The organism is Pseudogemmobacter sp. TB195 (genome assembly GCF_058313095.1).
This window is the reverse complement of record NZ_JBZEGG010000016.1, coordinates 103,918-122,451: the sequence shown is the minus strand read 5'-3', so window position 1 is coordinate 122,451 and position 18,534 is coordinate 103,918. Positions and strand designations below refer to the sequence as shown.

14 protein-coding genes are annotated in these 18,534 nt (G+C 63.9%); 6 read left to right on the top strand and 8 right to left on the bottom strand.

Translation table 11 applies throughout. From position 1 onward, the window contains the following. Positions 1-446: 446 nt before the first annotated feature. The 5 genes from hflC to AC4FS3_RS17000 form a co-directional block, all read right to left on the bottom strand. A complete protein-coding gene (gene hflC / locus AC4FS3_RS17020; protein WP_491021536.1) occupies positions 447-1,409 on the bottom strand; it encodes a protease modulator HflC in 963 nt (320 codons plus the stop codon). Then, positions 1,409-2,635, bottom strand: a complete 1,227-nt coding sequence (gene hflK, locus AC4FS3_RS17015) for an FtsH protease activity modulator HflK (RefSeq protein WP_491021535.1) — start codon at positions 2,633-2,635, stop codon at positions 1,409-1,411. Before hflK ends, hflC begins: the two co-directional genes overlap by 1 nt. Positions 2,636-2,754: 119 nt before the next feature. Further along, positions 2,755-4,179, bottom strand: a complete 1,425-nt coding sequence (gorA, locus tag AC4FS3_RS17010) for a glutathione-disulfide reductase (protein WP_491021534.1) — start codon at positions 4,177-4,179, stop codon at positions 2,755-2,757. After that, a complete protein-coding gene (gene rpiA / locus AC4FS3_RS17005) occupies positions 4,179-4,964 on the bottom strand; it encodes a ribose-5-phosphate isomerase RpiA (RefSeq protein WP_491021533.1) in 786 nt (261 codons plus the stop codon). Before rpiA ends, gorA begins: the two co-directional genes overlap by 1 nt. A 229-nt stretch (positions 4,965-5,193) precedes the next feature. Then, positions 5,194-6,573 carry an L-serine ammonia-lyase gene (locus AC4FS3_RS17000; protein WP_491021532.1) on the bottom strand — a complete coding sequence of 460 codons (1,380 nt, stop codon included), beginning with the start codon at positions 6,571-6,573 and terminating at the stop codon, positions 5,194-5,196. Between the two features lie 225 nt (positions 6,574-6,798). Between AC4FS3_RS17000 and AC4FS3_RS16995 the strand changes: the two genes are divergently transcribed. The 3 genes from AC4FS3_RS16995 to AC4FS3_RS16985 are packed head-to-tail and all read left to right on the top strand — an operon-like array spanning position 6,799 to position 8,636. After that, entirely contained in the window at positions 6,799-8,091 is a 1,293-nt protein-coding gene (locus AC4FS3_RS16995) for an adenylosuccinate synthase (protein WP_283177442.1), read from the top strand. Between the two features lie 4 nt (positions 8,092-8,095). After that, complete coding sequence (locus tag AC4FS3_RS16990) at positions 8,096-8,350, top strand: DUF2842 domain-containing protein (protein ID WP_198835582.1); 255 nt, start codon at positions 8,096-8,098, stop codon at positions 8,348-8,350. Between the two features lies 1 nt (position 8,351). Beyond that, on the top strand, positions 8,352-8,636 hold the full coding sequence (locus tag AC4FS3_RS16985; RefSeq protein ID WP_491021531.1) for a putative quinol monooxygenase: 285 nt from the start codon (positions 8,352-8,354) through the stop codon (positions 8,634-8,636). 72 nt (positions 8,637-8,708) lie between these two features. Here AC4FS3_RS16985 and AC4FS3_RS16980 read toward each other — a convergent pair whose 3' ends face one another. Continuing rightward, a complete protein-coding gene (locus AC4FS3_RS16980; protein ID WP_491021556.1) occupies positions 8,709-10,313 on the bottom strand; it encodes a trimethylamine N-oxide permease in 1,605 nt (534 codons plus the stop codon). A gap of 610 nt (positions 10,314-10,923) precedes the next feature. Further along, the gene (locus AC4FS3_RS16975) at positions 10,924-14,091 is read right to left on the bottom strand and encodes a hypothetical protein (protein ID WP_491021530.1); all 3,168 of its coding nucleotides are present in this window, start codon (positions 14,089-14,091) and stop codon (positions 10,924-10,926) included. 135 nt (positions 14,092-14,226) lie between these two features. Between AC4FS3_RS16975 and AC4FS3_RS16970 the strand changes: the two genes are divergently transcribed. Then, entirely contained in the window at positions 14,227-14,919 is a 693-nt protein-coding gene (locus AC4FS3_RS16970) for a thiamine diphosphokinase (protein ID WP_491021529.1), read from the top strand. On the opposite strand, the gene AC4FS3_RS16965 is transcribed toward AC4FS3_RS16970, so the two are convergent. Then, positions 14,898-15,881 carry a DMT family transporter gene (locus AC4FS3_RS16965; protein WP_491021528.1) on the bottom strand — a complete coding sequence of 328 codons (984 nt, stop codon included), beginning with the start codon at positions 15,879-15,881 and terminating at the stop codon, positions 14,898-14,900. The two genes, AC4FS3_RS16970 and AC4FS3_RS16965, sit on opposite strands and share 22 nt — an antisense overlap. 353 nt (positions 15,882-16,234) lie before the next feature. Here AC4FS3_RS16965 and secG point away from each other — a divergent pair, with 353 nt between their 5' ends. Together secG and pyrG are read left to right on the top strand one after the other, a co-directional pair. Next, entirely contained in the window at positions 16,235-16,687 is a 453-nt protein-coding gene (secG, locus tag AC4FS3_RS16960; RefSeq protein ID WP_491021527.1) for a preprotein translocase subunit SecG, read from the top strand. 151 nt (positions 16,688-16,838) lie between these two features. Next, positions 16,839-18,482: a CTP synthase gene (gene pyrG / locus AC4FS3_RS16955; protein ID WP_491021526.1), complete on the top strand. Its 1,644-nt coding sequence runs from the start codon at positions 16,839-16,841 to the stop codon at positions 18,480-18,482. Positions 18,483-18,534 lie beyond the last annotated feature (52 nt).

The following is an 18,534-nucleotide window of genomic DNA, read 5'->3' as shown; positions in this document are numbered from 1 at the left end:
CAGGACGGAAGACCGGATGGACGAGCGGGCTGGCCGCAGGGAAACGGTGTGGGGGCGGGACAAATCTGGTCTCCTTTGGACGTGCAGCCGGATCGTCAAGGATTGGAGTCGCCTGAGGCCGGTCCGGATAAGTGCATAAGAAACTCTGAGCCAAAGCGGCGCGCAATGCAAACCCTGTCGCGTCCTGTCAAAGCCACGTGAACAGGGCGGATCGGCGCGTGACTGCACCCTGTCGCAGGCGTTCGCTCCATCGGGAACAACCCTGCCCGCAGGCGAGATAAGCGCACAGATTGCATCACGCTGAGAGGATCACGAAAGACCGCTGTGATCCTGGTCCACTCCCCCAGGACCGCCCCTCCTCCCGATCACCGCCCTGAAAATCAAAAGGGCCGGCAAAAGCCAGCCCTTTTCCTGTATTTCTGCGCACATTCGCGCGGGGGTCTGCCTCACTCCACCGGAGCCGGGACCGGTTGCGGCGCCGGGACGACCTCTGGCGCGACCGGCGGGGCAGGCAGGTTTTCCGGCGTTTCGACCGGCGTATAGGCCGTGCTGCCCGGCGAGCGCAGATAGGCGAAGAAATCGCTGTCCGGCTCCATCACGATCGAAGAATTCTGCCCCCTCAGCGCCTGCTCATAAGCCGTGAGCGAGCGGATGAAGGCAAAGAATTCCGGGTCCGCGCCATAGGCTTCGGCAAGGATCGCGTTACGTTCTGCATCGGCCTCACCGCGGATCACCTCGGCGCTGCGACGCGCGAAAGAGGTTTCCTCGACCACGGTCCGGTCGGCGGCGGCACGCACGCGCTGTGCGGCTTCGCCGCCCCGTGCGATCTCGTCAGCTGCCTCACGGTCACGTTCCGACCGCATCCGGTCAAAGGTGGCCTTGAGGTTGGCATCCGGCAGGTCGGTGCGGGTCAGACGCACGTCGATCACCTGGACCCCCATCGACTGCGCTTCGCGCCGCGCGATGGTCAGGATCTCGTTCATCAGCGCATTACGATCCTGGCTGAGCACGCGGTCCTGGGTGGTATTGCCCAGCACCTCGGGGATCGCCTGTTGCAGGATATTGTTCAGCAGCGCCTGGGCGCGGTCTTCGGCACCAGCCCCGACCGCCTGGCGGAATGCCTGGAGATCGCTGATCCGCCAGCGTGCGAAAGCATCCACCACCAGCCGGCGATCCGACAGCAGCGTGACCTCGATCGGCGCGGTTTTCAGACCCAGAATACGGTCCTCATAATAGACCACCTCCTGGATGAAGGGCATCTTGAAGCCAAGGCCGGCATCTTCCTTGATCTGCCGGACCTGGCCGAATTGCAGCACCAGCGCCTTTTTGCGTTCATCGACGATGAAGACCGAGGACAGCGCCGTGACGACGATGGCGATCAGGACGGGAACAATGACAATCGAGCGCATCAGTTGGACCCTCCGGCTGCCGCTGCAGGTGCGGCGGGGGTGGCGGCAGAGCCGCGTCCCAGTTCATTGAGCGGCAGGAACGGCAGCACGCCCTGGCCATTGGGGCCACCGCTGACCCCGTCAAGGATCACCTTGTTCATGCCGGCATAAACACGCTCCATCGTCTCAAGATAGAGACGGCGGCGGGTGATTTCCGGCGCTTTGACATATTCGGTATAGACCGAGACAAAGCGCGCGGCTTCACCCTCGGCGGAGTTCACCGCATTGGCGCGATAGGCTTCGGCCTCTTCGGTCAGGCGGGCTGCCTCACCGCGAGCGCCTGCGGTCACCTTATTGGCGTAACCGTCCGCCTCGTTTTCCAGCCGCGAGCGTTCGGCCTGCGCCGATTGCACCGCACGGAAGGCGTCGGCCACGTCAGATGGCGGCTGCGCGCGCCGCAGGTTGACACGGATGACCTGGATCCCGGCATTATAGGTGTCGAGCGTGGATTGCACCGCGATCCGCAGATCCGAAGAAATCGCACCCCGGTCACGGTTGAGGATCGGCGACAGTTCCGAACGCGCAATGATGTCGCGCATTGCGGATTCCGACACAGCGCGGATGGTTTCCTCGGGATCTGCCAGGCTGAATAGATAGGCCTGCGGGTCGGTGATGTTCCACACGACCTGGAAGCCGATATCGACGACATTCTGGTCGCGGGTCAGCATCAGCTCGCCGGCATTGCCGTCGGCAGCACCGATATCGGTGGTGCGTTCGCCCGTCACCTGGACCTTTTCATAGGTCACAACCGGCCAAGCCGCAAAGTTCAGACCAGGATTGCCGATGCCCGAAGCCTCGCCGAGGAACAGCTCGACCGAGCGTTCTTCCGGGCGCACCGTATAGAAGGACATGAAAGCCCAGGCGGCCACCGCCGCGAGCGCGCCAAAGACAAACCCCTGTTTGGTAAAGATCGGGCCAAGGCCCGGCCCTTGCGGACCGCGGGGCCCGCCGCCATTGCCACGCTGGCCGCCTCGCCCGCCCATCAGGACACGCAGCTGTTCCTGGCCCTTGCGCAGAAGGTCGTCGACTTCCGGCACCCCGCCTTCCGGACGCCGGCCACCATTGGGGCCGCCGTTCTGGCCCCCATTCGGACCCCCGTTCGGGCCGCGGCGCCCGTCGTCGTCAGAACCACGGTTCCCGCCGCGACCATCATCGCCGCCGCCTCCGCCCCAGGGACCTCCTGCCATCGATACGTCCTTTTCCTTCACAATATCATGATCTCAATTGTGCATCCCGCCCCGGAATTCAAGCCACAGCAGGGTCGCTGCGGTCCGATCTCGCGGGAAAGTCAGGATTTTCGCAATTGTTACCGGCGCACAGGGCTGCGCATCGTCACCAGTTCCTCGGCCATGGTGGGATGCACCGCACAGGTGCGGTCGAAATCTTCCTTGGTCGCGCCCATTTTTATCGCGATGGCGGCAAGCTGGATCATCTCGCCCGCCTCGGGCGCAACAATATGGCAGCCCAGCACGCGGCGCGTGTCGGCGCAGACGATCAGCTTCATCAGCACCCGCGCCTCCGAGCCGGCAAAGGCAGTGCGCATCGGACGGAAGCTGGTCGCATAGACCTCGATCGGGTCCAGATCACGCGCCGCCTCTTCGGTCAGCCCGACCGAGCCCAGTTCAGGCTGGGTAAAGACCGCCATCGGGATCAGGTCGTGATCGACCGGCGTGGGCCGGCCATGGAACACGGTATCGACAAAGGCCATACCCTCGCGGATCGCGACCGGGGTCAGGTTCACCCGGTCGGTGACATCGCCTATGGCATAGACCGAGGGCACGGCGGTCTGACTGTACTCGTTCACCTCGACCTGGCCACGCCGCCCGATACCGATGCCCAGCTCTTCCAGCCCGAGACCGTCACTGTTCGGCCGCCGCCCTGTCGCAAAGAGCACATGGTCAACCTCGCACAATTCGCCCGTGGTCGAGCGGACCGCGCAGGGCCCTGCAGAGGCGAGCGCCCGGCGCGTTTCGAGCTGCAGTTCCGAGACCGGCGCGTCGAACCCGTCCTCCAAAGCGCCCTTCGGCCCCATCGCCGCGATATTGGTGCCGACGCGCAGGTTGATGCCAGAGGCGCGCATCGCCTCGGCCACAAGGCCCCGCGCCTCTTCGTCAAAGCCGCGCAGGATCTGGGCACCGCGGTAGAATTGCGTGACCCGGACGCCGAGGCCCTGGAGGATACAGGCCATCTCGCAAGCGATGAAACCGCCGCCGACGATCAGCAGCCGCTCAGGCAGCTTTTCAAAATTGAACACGTCATCCGAGACGATCCCCAGACCCGCACCGGGCAGATCGGGGCGTTCAGGGCGCCCGCCGGTGGCGATCAGGATATGTTTCGCCGAGATCCGGCGACCGTCAGCCAGCTCGACCTCATGCGGATCAACCAGCTTCGCGCGGCTGTCATGGATAGTGACACCCGACCCGTCCAGCAGCCGGCGATAGACGCCTTCCAGCCGGTCAAGCTCGGTATGAAGGCGGGTGCGGAAGGCCTGCCAGTCGAAATGGCCCTCGGGGATATCCCAGCCATAGGCGCGGGCCTGCGAGGGCAATTCGCGGAAGGATGAGGCGAAAACCATCAGCTTTTTCGGCACACAGCCCCGGATGACGCAGGTGCCCCCCATCCGGCTTTCCTCGGCCAGCTGGACAGATGCGCCGGTGGCCGCCGCCATCCGCGCGGCGCGCACGCCCCCGGAGCCGCCGCCGATAACGAAGAGATCGCAATCAAAAGCCATCAGTCGAGATCCGCAAAAATATTGTCGGTGGGTGCGAACACGATCTGATCATCGGTGACCGAGCCCGTATTGATGTCGCGCACCGTGACTTTGCCATCCGGAGCTCCGATCACCACGATATCGCAGATATCGATGAAAAGACCGTTTTCCACCACGCCCGGGATCTGGTTCAGCACCAGCGCCAGCTGGCGCGGATTACCGATCCGGCCCAGATGAAGGTCGAGAATATGGTTGGCTTCGTCGGTGACAAGCGCCCGCTCGCCGGTCATCCGAAGACTGACATCGCGCGTCATCACATCCATTGCGACAAGGGTTTCCTCGATCAGCGCCCTGGTGGTCTGCCAGCCAAAGGGAATCACCTCGACCGGCAGCGGGAAAGCACCAAGCCGCGCGACCTCTTTCGCTGCATCGGCGATGACGATCATCTGATCCGAGGCCGTGGCGACGATCTTCTCCTGCAAAAGCGCGGCGCCGCCACCCTTGATCAGGTTGAGATCGGGGTCGAATTCGTCGGCGCCGTCAATCGTCAGATCGAGCCAGCGCACCTCATCAAGGCTGCGAACACTCAGCCCGAGGCTGGTGGCCAGCTCAGCCGTTCGGCTGGAAGTCGCAACCGAGGTGACCCGCAGCCCCTCTTCGCGCACGCGCTCCGCCAGGCAGCGCACCATCCAGGCCGCGGTCGACCCGGTGCCGAGCCCGAGTTTCATCCCGTCCTCGACGAATTCCACCGCCCGTTTGGCGGCAACGAATTTGGCTTTGTCGATGGGGTTCAGATCGGCAGGCATGGGGGTCTCCGGGCTGTGACAGCGGCGCGCGGCCTGGGCCCGGGCTTACCTCAATCGCAGCCGGAGGGCAAAAGGCTTTTGGCCGCAGAGAGAGGGGGCCCCGCCCCCTCGGCTCCAAAAGGAGCCTCACCCCCGGGATATTTAAGGACAGATGAAAGAAGCTGCTCCATTCATCTGTCTCTTAAATATCCCCGCCGGAGGCTTCCGGAGCCAGAAAATGGCGCGGCGGTCAGCAATTGGGCACGTTGACCGCAAGGCCTCCAAGCGAGGTTTCCTTGTATTTCTCATGCATATCATGGCCGGTCTGGCGCATGGTCTCGATACAGGCATCGAGGCTGACGAGATGCTGGCCATCGCCGCGCAAAGAGAGGGAGGCGGCGGAGACCGCCTTGATCGCGCCGAGGCCGTTGCGCTCAATACAGGGGACCTGGACGAGGCCTTTGACCGGGTCGCAGGTCATGCCGAGATGGTGTTCCAGCGCGATTTCTGCTGCGTTTTCAACCTGTTCCGGCGTGCCGCCCATCACCGCGCAGAGGCCGGCCGCCGCCATAGCAGCGGCGGAGCCGACCTCGGCCTGGCAGCCGCATTCCGCGCCCGAGATCGAGGCATTATGTTTGCACAGCCCCCCGATGGCGGCAGCGGTCAGCAGGAAATCGCCCACTCTCGACGCAGAGGCGCCCGGCACATGGTCGAGCCAGTAGCGGATCACTGCGGGCACCACACCGGCCGCGCCATTGGTGGGCGCGGTCACCACCTGGCCTCCGGCCGCATTTTCCTCATTCACCGCCATCGCGTAAAGCGACATCCAGTCATTGATCGTATGCGGCGCCACAAGGTTCAGCCCGCGCTCGGCCTGGAGCGCGTCATAGATGCCTTTTGCCCGTCTGCGCACCTTCAGCCCGCCGGGCAGGATGCCATCGACCTCGATGCCGCGGTCGATGCAATTGTTCATCACCTCCCAGATCCGCGCCATGCCGCGATCAAGATCCGGGGCCGAGCGGAATTTCAGCTCGTTCTGCCGTTTCATCGCCGCGACTGTGAGCCCGGATTTCTTCGACATCTCGAGCATTTCAGCCGCGGATTCAAAGGGCCAGGGCACATCAGCCTTTGCCCGGCCACCACCACCGGCCTGATCTGCAAGCTCTCCGGCGGTCAGGACGAAACCGCCACCGATCGAGTAATAGATCTCTTCGAATATGACATCCCCCTCGGCATCGGTCGCTTTCAGCACCATGCCATTGGCGTGACCCGGCAAGGACGGGCCGAAATCAAAGCTGAGATCGGTGGCCGGATCAAAGGCCAGCGGCGGCAGACCGGGCGGCGTCACCGTCTTCGTCGCGCGGATCGCGGCCAATGCCGCCTCGGCCTTGTCGTTGTCATAGCTTTCCGGCACGAAGCCTGCGAGGCCCAGCACCGTCGCGCGGTCGGTCGCATGGCCCACCCCGGTAAAGGCCAGCGAACCATGCAGCACCGCCCGCACCCCTTTCACCTGGAAAGGCGAATTGCGCAGTCGGTCAAGAAAGCGGGCACCCGCCACCATCGGGCCCATCGTATGGCTCGACGAGGGGCCGATCCCCACCTTGAACATATCAAAGACCGAAAGGAACATTCGCGCGAATCCTGGCTTGTTTTCTCGCGCCAGAATGACCGGGCGCGGCCTCACAGGTAAGCGCTAAAACGACAGAAGCAATCCTGCGAGCGGCTTTCCTTGACCTGCATGTATTTGTGCGGGTGTGGGCAGGATTGGCGTGCCACCGGTTTTTCCTGTTTCCCCCGGACGACACAGCCGCTATAGCTCAGCCGCATTTTTTCTTTCGCAAAGGCAGGCTGCTCAATGGCCAATGTGGTTGTCGTAGGCGCCCAATGGGGTGACGAGGGTAAAGGCAAGATCGTCGACTGGCTCTCGGAGCGGGCCGATATCGTTGCCCGATTCCAGGGCGGCCATAATGCCGGCCATACGCTGGTGATCGACGGTAATGTCTATAAGCTTTCGCTGTTGCCCTCGGGCATTGTGCGGGGCGGCAAACTGTCGGTGATCGGTAATGGGGTGGTGCTCGACCCCTGGGCGCTGCTGGCCGAAATCGAAAAGCTTTCGGCGCAGGGCGTCGAGATCAACCCAGACAACCTGATCATTGCGGAAAACACGCCGCTGATCCTGTCGATCCATGGTGAACTGGACCGCGCCCGCGAGGCGCAGAATTCGGTTGGCAAGATCGGCACCACCGGGCGCGGCATCGGGCCGGCCTATGAGGACAAGGTTGGCCGCCGCTCGATCCGCGTGGCGGATCTGGCCGATGAGGCAACGCTGGACACCCGTATCGACCGGCTGCTGACGCATCACAACGCCCTGCGCAACGGCCTCGGGCTGGAGCCGGTTGACGTGGTGGCGCTGAAAGCAGCGCTGCAAGAGGTTGCGGGCAAGATTCTGCCTTACGCGAAACCGGTCTGGAAAGTCCTGACCGAGGCGCGCCGCGCCGGCAAGCGTATCCTGTTTGAAGGCGCTCAGGGGTCGCTGCTGGATGTCGATTTCGGGACCTATCCCTATGTGACCTCGTCGAACACCCTTGCAGGTATGGCGGCAACCGGCGTGGGCCTTGGCCCGACCTCGATTGATTTCGTGCTCGGGATCGTCAAAGCCTATACGACCCGCGTCGGCGAAGGCCCCTTCCCGACCGAGCTGTTCGATGAAGACGGCGAGCGTCTGGGCCAGCGCGGTCATGAATTCGGAACCGTCACCGGGCGTAAGCGTCGTTGCGGCTGGTTCGATGCCACGCTGGTGCGCCAGACCTGCGCGACCTCGGGCGTGTCGGGCATTGCGCTCACCAAGCTCGACGTGCTGGACGGGTTCAAGACGCTGAAGATCTGCGTCGGCTATGATCTCGACGGCGAGCGCTATGACTATCTGCCAACCGCCGCGAACCTCCAGGCCCGCGTCACGCCGATCTATGAAGAGATGGAAGGCTGGAGCGAATCGACCCAAGGAGCCAGGTCCTGGAATGACCTCCCCGGGGCTGCGGTGAAATATGTCCGCCGCATCGAAGAGCTGATCCAGTGCCCGGTCGCCCTTCTGTCGACCAGCCCGGAACGCGACGACACCATCCTCGTCACCGACCCTTTTGCGGACTGAGCTGATGGCACTCAGCTACCGCAAACGCAAAAATCTGGCGCTCCTGATCCTTGTGATCGGGGTGCCGGTCTATTGCTTTGTCACGCTGGTGCTGATCGGGCTGGCGAATGACACCTGGTGGTCTGAGCCCGGCGAGCGGATGCCCCTGTTCATGGAAGCGGTGATCTTTATCGGCCTCGGCCTTGCCTGGGCGCTGCCTTTGCGCAGGATCTTCCTCGGGATCGGCCAGCCCGACCCCGAAGCACCAAAGGAGCCCTGACATGCTGAAAGTCATCGCGCAGGATTTCATCCGCCCCGAGGCGCTTGCCGAAGTGCGTCCGCTTTATGAGGAACTGGTGCGGCTGAGCCAGGCCGAGGCGCTGTGCATCAGCTATGTTCTGTTCACCAATCAGAAAGATCCAAGCCATTTCATCTTTGTCGAGACCTGGCCGGATCGTGCCGCTCTTGATCTGCATTGCGAGACCGAGCATTTCCGCCGCCTGGTGCCGCAGATTGACGCGCTGCGCCGGCAGGAGGGGACCTTCCTTCTGATGGATGCGTTCTGATCCGATCCTCAGCTCATGAAAAAAGGCGCGCAAGGGACCTCCCCTGCGCGCCTTCTTCATTTTATCCTTGGATCAGAGGGTGAAATACATATTCGAGGCCGCTGCCACCGCGATACCGGCCGCCAGCACCAGATAGGGCAGGATCCCGGCCTTCCTCACCAGCAGATCGCGCGACGAGACGCCAAGATCTTCGAGCATCCGGTCGGGGAATTTGCCCTTATCGGTGACATAATGGCGCCAGGCAAAGACCGGGATGATCAAAGCCGCCGCCACGATGCCCGACATCAGCGTCCCTGCCCCCCAGACGTTCGCCCCGGCGCCAAGCAGCACCATATTGACGAAGCTGAGCGCCACACCTGCCGCCATCAGGATCGTCGGGCAGCGCCAGGGGCGCGGCACATCCGCATTGTCGATACGGTGGATCCAGCCGGAATTGAGGTTGAGGAAGTTGAAGATCAGGTAGCAGCAGTTGGAGACCGCCAGCACGAACAGGTAATCCGACATCATCAGCAGGATCAGGTTGAAGCCGAGATCCGTCCACATGGCCGTGACCGGCGCCCCGTGTTCATTGACGCGGGACAGGTATTTCGGCAGCCAGCCGTCAACCGAGCCCTGATAGAGCGTCCGCGACGAGCCCGCCATCGAGGTCATGATCGCCAGCATGGTCGCAAGGATCAGCAATACCACCATCAGCTTGGTGATGAATGCACCGCCTCCAACCATCTCGCCCATGACGCCGGCAACCGCCGTGCCATCAACAATGCCCGGCTGCAGGATACCGTCAACCCCCAGATAGCCCTGGAAGGCCAGCGGCACGAGCGTGAAGATCACCACGCAAAGCAGGCCCGAATAAAGGATCGCCCGCACGGTGTCATGCTCCGGACGGCGGAATTCGGAGGTGTAGCAGATCGACGTCTCGAACGCATAGGTCGACCAGGCCGCGATAAAGAGGCCACCAAGGAACAGCGTGATGCCATGGCGGTCCCAGATCCCGTCGACCACATTCCCGGCCTCATCGGTCGCCATCGGCACCAGCGGGAAGAGGTTCTCGGAATGGACATTGCCCGACAGCAGCGGCACGAGACCCACCACCAGCAACGGCACGATCACCGCAATGCCGAAAATTGTCTGGATCCGTGCGGTTGAAAGGATACCGCGATGCTGGATCGCAAACACCACCAGCAGCACCGCCGCCCCGATGAAGAAGGTCGCGTTGATCCTCAGCGTGATGCCTTCTTTCAGGAAGCCCAGATCCGCCAGCGTGATCTGCCATGACAGCAGCGCCGAATCGGCAGGGGCAAAGGCGTTCAGCATATAGCCCGCCGCCAGACCCGATCCGATCGCCAGGACCGGCGTCCAGGCCAGCCAGTTGCACCAGACCGACAAAGGCGCGATCACCTTGGAATAACGCACCCAGGCCGAAGCCCCGTAAACCGAGGCGCCGCCGCTTTTCGACGGGAAAAGCCCCGCGATCTCGGCATAGGTATGCGCCTGGATAAAGCCGAAAGCGACCGAGATGATCCAGATCACCCAGCTCGGCGTGCCGACAGTCGCCGCGATCCCGCCAATCGAAAACAAGACCAGCGCGGGGACGCCCGCCGCCACCCAAAAGGCCGCAGGCCAGCCAATCACCCGATGAAGCGTGTTCTCCTCACGCCCCGTTCCCGCATCATTCATGCTCAAATCCCCCTCCTGTTGGTCAGAGTTGATGGGCCCGCGGCTTTTATTTTGCGGTGCCCTTTTGGAAGGTGGCGCTCAGGGGCCACCCTTTTTCCGGCCCGGGTTATTCCCGTGCCGCCGGAAGTGTCGCGTGCCGTCCGGCGCAGCTCGGGACCGAAAGACCCGGGGCGCAAAAAGCCGCTGCACGCTGTTGAAAAAGGCTGAGTGGGCAGCCACCGGCCCAAAGACCGGAGCAGAGGAATTCGCCGAAATCACGACCCTGGACCTCCCCGACACCCAAGACTGCCCGACGCCCGAACCAGCCGGACGTTCAGGACGCCAGGCCGGGGCTGCGAAATACCAGCCGGACGATGCGGCCTCAGGTCCGATTCGGGAAGCTTAATTTTAATCTCAGGAAATTAATTCCCAGGAGAAGAAACGCCACTCCCGCTCTGATTGCAGAAAATACGGGCGGAACCAGCCGCGGAAGGATGGGGTTCTCAGGAAATCAGCGCCGAAGAGCGGCCAGAAAGACAAAGGCCGGCACCCTGCGGCACCGGCCTTTCATCAGATTTCAGTGGCCACAGAACGGGATCGGCCTCAGTACCGGGTTCAGGCCCGGATGCCGTCAGCCGAGACTGCGGCGCGCTTCGGCGAGGATCGCAGAGGTTTCAGCGATGGCAAACTGACCACGGCGCAGCTTCACCAGACGGCCCTCGCGCAGGAGGGTGCCAAAGGCGCGCAAACCATCCTCGCGGGTAAAGATCTCCCCCAGTTCGCCCGCAATGACCCGGCTCATGAGATAGGGACGGGTGAAATGTTCACGCTTGTCGACACAGGCGGCCCAGGCGGCAGCGGCCTCCATCAGATCGGGCAAGCTGCGGGCGCCCACCTCTTCGGTAAAGGCCGCGAATGCCCCGTTATTCGCGAAGATATTGCCGTCATCGGCGATGTCATCATCTTCTGCGCTGCCTTCTGCGGCCAGATCAGCGCTGTCATCGGCCAGATCATTCAGCGCGAAAGCTGCGGTATCGGCGTCCGGACGGCTTGCAGTCTCCTGGATTTCCTCTGCGATCCCGGGCGCGGCTTCGGCCTCATCCAGCTCTGCCTCAAAACTGCCAAGTGGCGTCGCCACTGCGGCAGAGCCATGCACCAGATGCGGGCGCGGGCCGGTCTCGCGCAGATCACTGCGCTTCGACTGGTCAATCCGCTGCTCCGAGACCAGCACGAGCGGCGCCGGGCGGGCGGCGGCGGGCGCTGTCTGTGTCTGCGACTGGGCGACAGCCCCGGGCTCCTGTTCCATGCCTGCAGCTGCGACCGTGGCCGGAGTGGTCTCACCGCTTTCGCGCATCGGCCGCACCGGGCGGACCGGGCGCACAGGGCGCGGCGCATGCGGCATGGGCGGCGTGATCGACTGGGTCACCGACTGCGCGAGGTCGTCGCGGTAGGCGCCTTCGCGCTTGCCGGGATCCGCTGGCGTCACGCCGGCGCGGCGATCCGCGATGGCAGCCGCCACAGCCGCCTTCAGATGCTGAATCGAGGCGATGCGACGCTTGTTTTCCGGCCCGGCCATTTCGTCATCGGCCTGTTTCATCAGCCGGGCGAGATCTTCGTCCGATCGTGCCGGAACCGTTTCCGGGGCCGGAGCGGGGGATTCAACCTGACCTGTCACCTCTGCGGCGACGGCTTCGGTGCCGGGAGCTGCTGCCTCGGGGCTTGCAACAACAGCATCGACACGGCGGATCCGGATCACCCGGGCACGGGCGCGCTCCAGCCGGGCAGCGGCGGCCGGTTCAAGCGGCGGCGCCTCCGGCGCGGGGCTTGCGGCGCCATCTTCGGGCAGACCGGCGCCGGGGCGGGCTTTCGTATCCAGGCCTGTGGGCGCATCAGAGGTCTCCGCCGCCACCGGTTGATCCGATTTGGAACGGGCAACCTCTCTGTCCCGGGTGACGTCGCCAGCGGACTGTGCCGGGAGATCATCGGCCACGGCCCGGCTTTCCGCCGCATCGCGCCACTTTTGATCCGCATCCTCGGCGTCATCGCGGACCGATGCGTCGCGCGCAGCGCTGCGCGCAGCCTCTTCCGGGTCTTCCAGCGCTTCCGCGAGCATGGCCGCCTCAGCGTCACCCGGTACCTTTGCCTCTTCCCCCCTGTCCGCAAGATCACGCGCCGCAGCCGGTGCATCCGCCATCAGCGCTGCCGCGAGATCGCTTTCAAAACCGCGGTCAGCCACGACGTCACCAGGGGGCGTGCCAAGCTCGCTTTCGATTTGTGCCAGTTCGGCGCGCAGATCCTGGTCCAGCCCGGCAATCACGTCTGCGGACGAAAGATCCTCCGCCGTAGCCGCAGACATTGCTGCACCACCCCCTGGCGGGGTTTCTTCCAGCACGGCCTCCCAGGCCGCCTCGTTTTCATCATATTCAGGGTCATCGGCAAAGGCATCGTCCGGGATCCCGGCGGCTTTCGCCTTTGCTTTCTGCGCGGCCTCTCCCGCATCAGCTTCCGCCTGCGCCTCTGCCGCAGCGGCCGAAGCGGCCTCTTCGGGCGATGCTTCACGCGAGAGGCTGGCGATCAGGCTGCCGATGTCGACATCATCCGCAGCGGTTTCCGCCACAGCCTCTTCCGCCACAGCGGAGGCGGTGTGAGCAGCCTCGCTTTGCCCTGCGGCGGGTGCGCTGGTGAGTTCGGCCGCCAGTTCCCGCAGCTCGGCCAGAGCGGCAGCACTGGTGCCCTCCGCGCGCGGCGGGAATGCAGGAGCCTGCGCAAGATCGTCCTCAGCGCTTTCACCCAGTGACTCAGCCGACATGGCAAGGCCGACCTCGCCCGCTTCAGGCGCCGCCGCCGTTTCGGCCGCATCGCTTACCTCGCTAAAGGCTGCGCGCAGGTCTTCATCGACCGCCGCGAGAATGACTTGGTCCGATTGATCGCCCAGCTCAGGCTCGAATTCCTCATCTTTGCCAAATTCCGGCTTACCCATGCCTGGCACAAACGCGGCAGCTTCCTCCAGGTCGGGTGCAACCAGGTCGGGCTCTGCCATATCAGGGTCTTCAGCGATATCGGCAAAAGCCGCCGCCGCAGCTGCCAGTGGTGCCGCCGCAGCTTCTTCAACGCGCGAGGCCGGCTCGATGGCGCGGCGCAGACGGGCGAGTTTTGCGGCCACTCCTTCCGGGACCGTATCACGAAGCGCAGGCGCAGCCGTGCCCACCGGCTCGTCACGCCGCGTTTTCGCCGCCTGGGCCGGTGCAACCTGTGCCGGATCTTCTGCCGTCAATGCGGGGTTCTCGGGCGTGGCGCGCATCACGGAGTCGCGCGCAACCTTGCGGTCTCCAGTCGTGCGGTCCCCAGCCGTGGCGGGCGCGGGTGCCTCAGCCGGAGCCGCTTCTGTAACCCCTTCAATAACCTCTTCCGCCACCGGCCTAAGCACCGCAGCCGGGAGGTTCTTTTCTTCCGGGGCGACCGGGGCCTGCACAACGGTCGCGGCGGCAACAGGCGCAGCCGTCAGCGGTGCTGGCGCATCCCCGGCGGGAACGGCCTCGTCCTGGTCGCCGGCGCGCAGCACCACTCTGTTATCGGTGATCTTCGCCTCGACCCGGCGCTGGATCTCGCGTTCGGCTATCCGGTGCAGCATGGCGGCATCGGGCTGCGGCGGTTCTGCACCGAAATAACGATCCTCGGCGGCGAGATCGCGGAAATATTCGGCAATCGCCCGCATCGTGGTAAAGGGCTCATCAAAGCCCTCGAGCGTGCAGCTAAAGGTCCCATAAGAGACAGTCAGGATCTTGCTGGCATCATTCATCGACGCGGACCTCATACTTTCCATCACGGAAACATTGCTGGCGCTTTGTGCGAATCCATGGACAGACCGGGGTAATTTGAAGGATTGATTGTGTTCGCCCGCCCCGGGTTTTGCCTTAATTCGAACAGTATCCGCATGAAATTGCCTCTTGATCAATGCCCGAACCTTCACTTCTCCGCTGGGATTACGCTGGTGGGCGGCGGCCCGGTGCCGGCGCGCGACCTCGCACTGGCGCTGCGGCTGGCGCCGGTGGCAATTGCGGCAGATGGCGGCGCCGACCGGCTGATTGCGGCGGGAATCGCCCCCGAGGCGGTGATCGGCGATCTTGATTCGATCTCGCCCGCAACAATGGCGCAGATCCCGTCCGACCGGCTGCACCGGATTGCGGAACAGGACAGCACCGATTTCGACAAGGCGCTGCGGCGGATTGCGGCGCCTTTCATCCTCGGTCTGGGCTTTACCGGGGCGAGGATGGATCACGGGCTTGCCGTCCTCAACAGCCTCGTGCGCCATCCCGAACGGCCCTGCCTGGTGCTTGGCCCGCAGGATGTGGCCTTTGCGCTGCCCCCGGGCGAGACACGGCTGCGGCTGAAGGCCGGAGACCGGGTGTCCCTGTTTCCTTTCGCGCGCGTGACGGGCAGAAGCGAGGGGCTGGAATGGCCGCTGGATGGCCATGTCTTTCAGCCCGACGGCTTTATCGCCACCTCGAACCGTGCCTCAGCTGCGGATGTGGTGCTGAGGCCAGATCAGCCGGGCATGGTGGCGATCCTGCCGCGCCGCCGTCTGCGTCAGGTGATCCGGGCGCTTTATCCGGCGGCGGCGGTCTGACGCCCCCGCTCGCGGATCGCCACACGCTCACGATGCACGAGATAAAGGCCCGAGGCGATGATGATGGCGATGCCTGCGAAACTCAGCGCATTTGGCAGATCGTGGAAAACGAGGTAGCCCAGAATCACCGCGATCACGATCTCGAAGTAATGCAGCGGCCCAAGCGTGGCCGAGGGCGCAAAGCTCAGCGCCATGGTCATGCACATATGGCTGATGCAGGCCCAGAAGCCGACACCGATCAGCCAGAGCCATGTAATCCCCTCGGGCATGACAAAGGCGAATTGTGGCAGGGGGCCGTTCCACAGCACCGCGAGAACCGGCAGGCAGAGCACCACCCCCGCCCAGCTGGTGTGGAACTGCATCGCAACCGGATGCATGAAAGACGACATGCCGCGCGTGACCAGCATATAGAGCGCGAAACCAAAGGCCGTCCCGAGCGGCCAGAGCGCCATCAGCCCGAAAACGGTGATCGAGGGCTGGATGATCAGAAGTGACCCTGCAAAGCCAACGATACAGGCGGCGATCCGGCGCGGCCCGACCTCGTCGCCAAAGATCCAGCTGCCGAGGAGCAGCAGGATAAAGGGTTCAAGAAAAGCGACGGCAAGGGCATCGGCGATCGGCATCACCGTCAGCCCCGAGACAAAGGAAAAGGTCGAAAAGACCAGGAGGAAAGCGCGCAGGAACACAAGGCCAAGCGCACGCAGGTTCAGCGCAGGCGAGATCCCCATCAAGAGGATCACCGGCGCCATCATCAGCCCCTGGACGATGAACCGCGCCGCCGTGATCCAGCCGACCGGCACGCCCGCCTCGGCCGCAAGCTTAGACGAGACATCCAGCAACGGCGCGAGCGTGCAAAAGGCCAGCATCAGAATGATGCCCGGCAGGATACGGTCGGTGGCGCGGGCGCCGGCCGAGGCGGCCTGGGCGCCGGTCGGGCGAGAGGGGGAAAGGGCCTGGGTCATGGGTCTGGCTATCCTGCCCCGCCGGTCGCTGCCATGCTGAAAGCGACAGCGCGCAGCCCGTTTTCACAGCAAAGACCGCCCGCAAAGACCTCCGGATAGCAATACGCGATATGACGACGGGGGCGCGGGGCGGGCGCCGCGCGCCTCGACCCTGCCCTGCACCGGGTAAGGTCCGGCACACGCAGGGGCCGCCGCGCGATCAGGCCTCCCCCGGCGGCTGCGCCCTGACGAGGTCAGGACCACAGGCTCCCCCCCGCTTCCCGAAGCCTTTGCCACAAGCAAGACCGCCTTGCCCTTGCGCAGGCGCGATCTTGTGAATAGATAGCCGCATCCGCTGATGGAGCCTCTGCCCGATGGAAACCTTTGTCCTTACGATCCACCTGATCCTTGCCTTGCTGCTGATCGGAGTGGTGCTGGTCCAGAAGAGCGAAGGCTCCGCCCTGCTGTCCGGCGGTGGCAATATGCAGGCGCGCGCCAAGCCCAATGGCCTTACCCGCGTGACCTGGATCCTTGCGGGCGCCTTCATCGTCACCTCCCTGGCGCTGACCGTGCTGGCCACGCGCGGCGCAAGCACCGGCTCGGTGATTGACGGGCTGATGCCCCCGGCCGCACAGACGAACAGCAGCAGCCCCGACATCTCGGGCATGATGCCGCCTCCGGCCTCGGGCAGCACCGATCCGGCCGCACCGCCTGCCGCTGCGGACCCCGCCGCCCCCCCTGCCGCGCCAGCCCCTGCGGAGACCGCGCCGGCCGAAGCCGCGCCTGAAGCGGCCCCTGAAACCACACCGGCCCAACCGGCAAACTGATCTACAATCCATTGACGGGTTTCGCCTGCCGCAAACATGATCTTGCGGCAGGCGGTTGCGTTCTTACGCGCATCAGGCTATTTGCCGGCTCCCGTGGTGATGCGATTCCACCTGTCCGAATCGCCTGTTTCCAGAACTACGGGAGTCCCCAATGGCGCGTTATGTCTTCATCACCGGTGGCGTGGTATCGTCACTCGGGAAAGGTCTCGCGTCTGCGGCTCTGGGCGCGCTGTTGCAGGCCCGGGGCTATACGGTGCGGCTCAGAAAGCTTGACCCCTATCTGAATGTCGATCCCGGCACGATGTCGCCCTTTGAACATGGCGAAGTCTTCGTCACCGATGACGGCGCCGAGACCGATCTCGACCTTGGCCATTACGAACGGTTCACCGGTGTCTCGGCGCGGATGACGGATTCGATCTCATCGGGACGGATCTATTCCAACGTGCTCGAAAAGGAACGTCGCGGCGATTACCTCGGCAAGACGATCCAGGTCATCCCGCATGTAACGAATGAGATCAAAGACTTCCTCCGCATCGGCGAGGATGAGGTCGATTTCATGCTCTGCGAGATCGGCGGCACGGTCGGAGATATCGAGGGCCTCCCCTTCTTCGAGGCCATCCGCCAGTTCATCCATGAACGCCCGCGCGGCGAATGCATCCTGATGCATCTTACCCTCCTGCCCTATCTCGCGGCATCGGGCGAGCTGAAGACCAAACCGACCCAGCATTCCGTCAAGGAATTGCAGTCGATCGGCCTCGCGCCAGATGTGCTGGTCTGCCGATCGGAACATCCGATCCCGGACCGCGAGCGGGAAAAGATCGCGCTCTTTTGCAATGTGCGTCAGGAACATGTGGTCCCCGCCTATGACCTGAAATCGATCTATGAGGCGCCGCTGGCCTATCATCGCGCCGGCCTCGATCAGGCGGTGCTCGACTGCTTCGACATCTCGCCCGCACCCCGCCCCAATCTTGAACGGTGGGAAGATGTGATGGACCGACTCGACCATGCCGAGGGCGAGGTCCGCGTCGCGGTGGTCGGCAAATATACCCAGCTTGAAGATGCCTATAAGTCGATTGCCGAGGCACTGACCCATGGCGGCATGGCAAACCGGGTGCGGGTGCGGGCCGAATGGATCGACTCGACCCTGTTCGAGAAAGAAGACCCTGCTGCCTGGCTCGATGGCTATGACGCCATCCTCGTCCCAGGTGGATTTGGCGAACGCGGCACCGAAGGCAAGATCCGCGCCGCGCAATTCGCCCGCGAAAAGGGCGTACCCTATCTTGGCATCTGCCTTGGGATGCAGATGGCGGTGATCGAATCCGCGCGCCACCTTGCCGGGATCGAAGGCGCCGGCTCAGAAGAATTCGACCATGAGGCGGGCGGGAAACGCTTTGTCCCGGTGGTCTATCACCTGAAGGAATGGGTGCAGGGCAATCACAAGGTCCGCCGCAAAGCCTCCGACGACAAAGGCGGCACCATGCGCCTCGGCGCCTATACCGCACAGCTGAAAGAGGGCTCACGCGTCGCCGAAGTCTATGGCGGCACCGTGATCGAAGAACGCCACCGCCACCGCTATGAGGTCGATATCCAATATTGCGACCAGCTGGAAAAATGCGGCCTGACCTTCTCGGGCATGTCGCCCGATGGCAAACTCCCGGAAATCGTCGAGATCAAAGACCATCCCTGGTTCATCGGGGTCCAGTTCCACCCGGAACTGAAGTCGAAACCCTTCTCGCCGCACCCGCTCTTTGCCGATTTCGTCCGCGCCGCGAAAGACAGCGGCCGCCTGGTCTGACCTCAGGATCTGGGGCGCAACCCGCCCCTTTCATCTGTCTCAAAATATCCCG